This window comes from Vibrio sp. 1159 (assembly GCF_033340395.1).
GTDB lineage: Bacteria > Pseudomonadota > Gammaproteobacteria > Enterobacterales > Vibrionaceae > Vibrio > Vibrio alginolyticus.
This window is the reverse complement of record NZ_JAWOWL010000163.1, coordinates 1-628: the sequence shown is the minus strand read 5'-3', so window position 1 is coordinate 628 and position 628 is coordinate 1. Positions and strand designations below refer to the sequence as shown.

Below are 628 nucleotides of genomic sequence, written 5' to 3'. Positions count from 1 at the left end.
AAGCGCTTGGCATAAATATGAATAAGCAGTCTCAATCTGCAAACAGTAAGAGCGAAAAATGAGTATTTGGAAAAAGCCGATCAGTTTGGACATCCTTAACGCTACATCAAGAAATACCATGATGGAGCACCTACAAATCGAGTACACCAACTTCACGGATGATTCATTAAGTGCAACGATGCCAGTGTGCAGTTTTACTCACCAACCGCTGGGTATGTTGCATGGTGGTGCATCCGTCGTACTAGCAGAAACATTAGGTTCCATTGCCGCAAACTTTTGCGTGAGTGAAGGTAACTACTGCGTAGGTTTAGATATCAACGCAAACCATGTACGAGCAATGCGCAGTGGTTATGTTATCGGTACCGCAAAACCTATTCACCTTGGTGTGTCGACTCAAGTTTGGCAGATTGAAATTACAGACGAACGTGATCGCTTGGTGTGTACTAGTCGTCTAACGATTGCTGTGAAACAACAAAAAGCAAAATTGGCTTAATTCGACGTTCATCAATCAGCAGAGATACCCCCAAAGGCAGAACATGGTTATCGAGTTTTCATTAGGTAAAATTATCGCGACGCAGCGTGAAATCGTCATCAAACTAACCGGTGAGGCAATGGTCACATTGCAAGC

At 43.5% G+C, this 628-nt stretch carries 2 protein-coding genes; both read left to right on the top strand.

Annotation, left to right across the window (positions count from 1 at the left end):
• Window positions 1–58 precede the first annotated feature (58 nt).
• Window positions 59–493 carry a hotdog fold thioesterase gene (locus R7127_RS26725; RefSeq protein WP_005455359.1) on the top strand — a complete coding sequence of 145 codons (435 nt, stop codon included), beginning with the start codon at window positions 59–61 and terminating at the stop codon, window positions 491–493.
• Between the two features lie 43 nt (window positions 494–536).
• The coding region (locus R7127_RS26720; protein WP_318148738.1) for a DUF3389 family protein at window positions 537–628 on the top strand (92 nt) is incomplete at its 3' end.

Coding starts and splice junctions, on each gene's coding strand:
- R7127_RS26725 (WP_005455359.1), top strand. CDS start 59: ATGAGTATTTGGAAAAAGCCGATCAGTTTGGACATCCTTAACGCTACA.